Genomic DNA, 4,944 nt, shown 5'->3' with positions numbered 1-4,944 from the left:
CTCCGGCACCGGCCGCCCCGGCACCGGCTCCCGTCGCCCAGCCCGCACCCGTCGCCCCCGTCGCTCCGGCGGCGACCGGCTCGGGTGCCGGTGACGGCGCCTACGTCACCCCGCTGGTCCGCAAGCTCGCCGCCGAGAGCGGCGTGAACCTCGGCGCGGTGCGCGGTACCGGCGTCGGCGGCCGTATCCGCAAGCAGGACGTGCTCACCGCGGCCGAGGCCGCCAAGGCCGCCGCCGCACCGGCCGCTGCCGCGCCCAAGGCGGCGAAGTCCGTCGAGGTCTCGCCGCTGCGCGGCCAGACGGTCAAGATGACCCGGATGCGCAAGGTCATCGGCGAGAACATGATGCGGGCCCTGCACTCGCAGGCGCAGCTGACCAGCGTGGTCGAGGTGGACGTCACCCGGGTCATGCGGCTGCGTGGGCTGGCCAAGGAGTCCTTCGCGGCGCGCGAGGGCGTGAAGCTCTCGCCGATGCCGTTCTTCGTCAAGGCCGCCGCCCAGGCGCTCAAGGCCCACCCGGTGATCAACGCCCGCATCAACGAGGACGAGGGCACGATCAGCTACTTCGACACCGAGAACATCGGTATCGCGGTGGACTCCGAGAAGGGCCTGATGACCCCGGTCATCAAGGGCGCCGGCGACCTGAACATCGCGGGCATCGCCAAGAAGACCGCCGAGCTGGCGGGCAACGTCCGGGCCAGCAGGATCACCCCGGACGACCTGGCGGGCGCGACCTTCACGATCAGCAACACCGGTTCGCGCGGTGCGCTGTTCGACACGGTCATCGTGCCGCCGAACCAGGCCGCCATCCTCGGCATCGGCGCGACCGTCAAGCGCCCGGTGGTCGTGGAGACCGCCGAGGGCACGGTCATCGGCGTCCGGGACATGACGTACCTGGCGCTGTCCTACGACCACCGGCTGGTGGACGGTGCCGACGCGGCCCGCTACCTGACCGCGGTCAAGGAGATCCTGGAGGCGGGCGAGTTCGAGGTCGAGCTCGGCCTGTGAGCGCCTCCCGCGTCTGAGCAGCAGCGTCAACGGCGCCCCCGCCCCGTCCACCGGGTGCGGGGGCGCCGCCGCGTCCGCCCCCTCACCAGGCCACTCCCAGGGGCCGCGTCCCATCAGCCGCGTCCCGGCGGGCGGCAGGTTCACCGCCGCGTCGTATCGTCATAGACACGCAACAGTGAAGGAGCGCGCCCCATGGTCCAAGCCGCCGCCCCTCATCTGGTCGTGCACAGCCTGCGCGAGCAGATCCGCGAGCACATCCTCGACGGCATCGTCAGCGGCCGCTGGAAGCCGGGCGAGCGGATCGTGGAACGGCGGATCGCGGTCGAACTCCAGGTCAGCCAGACGCCGGTACGGGAGGCGCTGCGCGAGCTGGAGACGCTGCGGCTGATCGAGTCCGCGCCGAACAAGGGGGTCCGCGTGCGCGGGCTCACGGCGGCGGACGTCAAGGAGAGCTACCCGGTGCGGGCCGGTCTCGAGCAGGTCGCGGCGGAACTGGCGGCCGGCTCGCTCGCGGCGGACCCGAGCGCGCTGGCGCGCGAGGTGGCCGCGCTCCGGACGGCCGACACCGCCCTCGACGACGAGGCGCAGGTGCGGCACACCGTCGCCTTCCACCACGAGCTCGTCCGCGCGGCGGACAACGGCGTACTCCTGCACGTGTGGGAGTCGCTCGGCATCGAGGTGTGGACCACGCTGTCCATGCGGTGGCTGAGCCCCGCACCCCGCGCGTACGCCGACGAGCACCAGGAGCTGGTCGACGCGTTCGTGGCCCGCGACCCCCGGATCGGCGAGCTGATCAAGTCCCACGTGCTGAGCTGCGCCCCCCAGGTGTAGGCAACCGATCAAGGGCGCGGGGCACCCTGCGCCCCTTCGGTACGTTCCTCCAAGAGGGCGCCGCGCCACCGATTCCAAGGCGAAGTTCTACTGTCACTGGGTGCCTTAAAGGCTGGCACCGGGTGCCGACCTGTAGTTACTTGCCCGCAACCCATTGATCGATCATCGATCGCAGCGTAACGTCAATGGGTGGGGAGCAACCTGTCGTGCCCGACTCACACTTCCCACCCCCCTCCCTCCGTTGTCTGGAAGGCGGCACACACCCATGCCTGACGCCGTAGGCCGTACCCGGCCGAGTCAGCTCGACCAGATCCCCGACGTCGACCCGGAGGAGACCGCTGAATGGCGCGCGTCCCTGGACGCGGTCGCGAAAGCCGCAGGTCCACACAGGGCGGCGTACCTGATGCGCCGCACCCTGGAGAGCGGTAGCGAAAGCGGCCTCGCCCTGCCGACGCCGCTGGAGACCGAATACATCAACACCATCCCCACCGCCGCCGAGCCCCAGTACCCGGGCGACGAGGCGCTGGAGGCGCGGATCACCGCCTGGAACCGCTGGAACGCGGCGGCGATGGTCACCCACGGCAGCAAGCTCGGCCTCGGCGGCCACATCGCCACCTTCGCCTCGGCCGCCTGGCTCTACGAAACCGGGTTCCAGCACTTCTTCCGCGGCAAGGAAGGTGCGGGAAGCGGCGACCAGCTCTACATCCAGGGCCACGCCTCGCCCGGCATCTACGCCCGCGCGTTCCTCGACGGGCGGCTGACCGAGGCCCACCTGGACCGGTTCCGGCAGGAGGCCGCCGGCGACGGCCTGCCCTCCTACCCGCACCCGCGGCGGCTGCCGTGGCTGTGGGAGTTCCCGACCGTGTCGATGGGCCTCGGCCCGCTCTCGGCGATCTACCAGGCGCGCTTCAACCGCTACCTGGAGCACCGCGGCATCAAGGACACCTCGGCCTCGCACGTGTGGGCCTTCCTCGGCGACGGCGAGATGGACGAGCCGGAGTCGACCGCCGCCCTGGCGCTCGCCGCCCGTGAGGGCCTGGACAACCTGACGTACGTCATCAACTGCAACCTCCAGCGGCTGGACGGCCCGGTCCGCCCGAACTTCAAGATCGTGCAGGAGCTGGAGGCGCAGTTCCGCGCCGCCGGCTGGCACGTGGTGAAGGCGCTGTGGGGCGCGGCCTGGGACGAGGTGCTCGCCCAGGACGTCGACGGCGCGCTGATCCGCCGGCTGCGGGACACCCCGGACGCCCAGTTCCAGACCTACGCCACCAGCAACGCGGCCTATCTGCGCGAGCACTTCTTCGGCGCGGACGCCTCGCTGCGCGCGATCGGCGGGCGGCTCACCGACGCGAAGCTGCTGGAGCTCTTCCAGACCTCGCGCGCGGGCCACGAGCCGCGCAAGGTGTACGCGGCCTACCGCGCGGCGGTCGAGCACAAGGGCGCCCCCACGGTGATCCTCGCGCAGACCGTCAAGGGCTACACGCTCGGCGCGGGCTTCGAGTCCCGCAACGCCAACCACCAGATGAAGAAGCTCACCGGCGCGCAGTTCCGCACCATGCGCGACCTGCTGGAGCTGCCCATCCCGGACAGCGCGCTGGACACGGACGTGGTGCCGTACTGGCACCCGGGCGAGAACTCCCCCGAGGTCCGGTACCTGCGGGAGCGCCGGGCGGCCCTGGGCGGGCCGGCGCCGGCCCGCAAGGTCGTGGCGGCACCGCTGCCGCTGCCGCCGGAGAAGGCGTACCAGGTGCTGGAGAAGGGCTCCGGCAACCAGGAGATCGCCACCACCATGGCGTTCGTCCGGCTGGTGAAGGACCTGATGCGGGAGAAGGAGACCGGGCGCCGCTGGGTGCCGGTCGTGCCCGACGAGGCCCGTACCTTCGGCATGGAGTCGCTCTTCCCGTCCGCCGGCCTGTACTCGCCCAAGGGGCAGACCTACGACCCGGTCGACCGCAACCAACTGCTGTACTACAAGGAGGCGAAGGACGGCCAGATCCTCAACGAGGGGATCACCGAGGCCGGTTCGCTCGCCGACTTCACCGCGGCGGCCACGTCGTACGCCACCCACGGCGAGCCGATGATCCCGTTCTACATCTTCTACTCGATGTTCGGGTTCCAGCGCACCGCCGACCAGTTCTGGGCGCTCGCGGACCAGTTGGGCCGCGGCTTCGTGATAGGCGCGACCGCCGGCCGCACCACCATGACCGGCGAGGGCCTGCAACACGCCGACGGCCACTCCCACCTGCTCGCCTCCACCAACCCGGCGGCGCTCTCCTACGACCCGGCGTTCGCGTACGAGGTCGCGGTGATCGTCCGCGAGGGCCTGCGGCGGATGTACGGTCCGGCCGTCGAGGGCGAGGACCAGGACGTCTTCTACTACCTGACGGTGTACAACGAGCCGAAGGTGCAACCCGCCATGCCCGAGGGCGTGGCGGAGGGCATCATCAAGGGCCTGTACCGCTACCAGCAGGCGGCGCCGGCCGCCGCGGACGCGCCGCGCGCGCAGCTGCTGGCCTCGGGCACCGCGATCCACTGGGCGCTGGAGGCGCAGCGACTGCTCGCCGAGGACTGGGGGGTGGCCGCGGACGTGTGGTCGGCGCCGTCCTGGACGCAGTTGCGGCGCGAGGCGCTGGAGTGCGACGCGGCGCGGCTGCGCGGCGAGGACCGGGTGCCGTACGTGACGCGGACGCTGGCCGGTGCGCCGGGTCCGGTGGTGGCCGTCAGCGACTGGATGCGGGCGGTGCCGGACCAGATCGCGCCGTGGGTCGAGCAGGACTGGACGTCGGTGGGCACCGACGGGTTCGGGCTCTCGGACACACGTGACGCGGCCCGCCGGCACTTCGGCGTGGACCCGCAGTCGCTCACCGTGCAGGCGCTGGCCGCGCTCGCCCGGCGTGGCGAGGTGAAGCCGGAGACGGTGAAGGAGGCCGCGGAGCGGTACGGGCTCTGACGACCTGGCGTGCGATAGGGAGTGGATCAGGGAGCGGCGTCATGTGGCTTCGGATCCAAGGCGGAGGAGGGAGGCGATGCTGGGGGCACTCCCCCTGGCTCGCCGGGGGCACCTCCACCCACGCCGCAGGCTGTGGGGAATCGTCGACCGACGACA

General features: G+C 71.7%; 3 protein-coding genes. All 3 read left to right on the top strand.

The genetic code is table 11. The features are described from left to right. On the top strand, positions 1–1,007 hold a 1,007-nt coding region (locus AC13HU_RS32015), incomplete at its 5' end, for a 2-oxo acid dehydrogenase subunit E2 (protein WP_483045481.1). Positions 1,008–1,199: 192 nt separating this feature from the next. After that, positions 1,200–1,838 (top strand): GntR family transcriptional regulator, encoded by a 639-nt coding sequence (locus AC13HU_RS32010; protein ID WP_483045480.1) that lies wholly within the window; start codon positions 1,200–1,202, stop codon positions 1,836–1,838. Positions 1,839–2,103: 265 nt separating this feature from the next. Next, entirely contained in the window at positions 2,104–4,788 is a 2,685-nt protein-coding gene (aceE, locus tag AC13HU_RS32005; RefSeq protein WP_483045479.1) for a pyruvate dehydrogenase (acetyl-transferring), homodimeric type, read from the top strand. Positions 4,789–4,944 lie beyond the last annotated feature (156 nt).

This window comes from Streptomyces sp. NH27 (assembly GCF_056859195.1).
The sequence above is the reverse complement of the archived record's forward strand: the minus strand, read 5'-3'. Positions and strand labels throughout refer to the sequence as shown.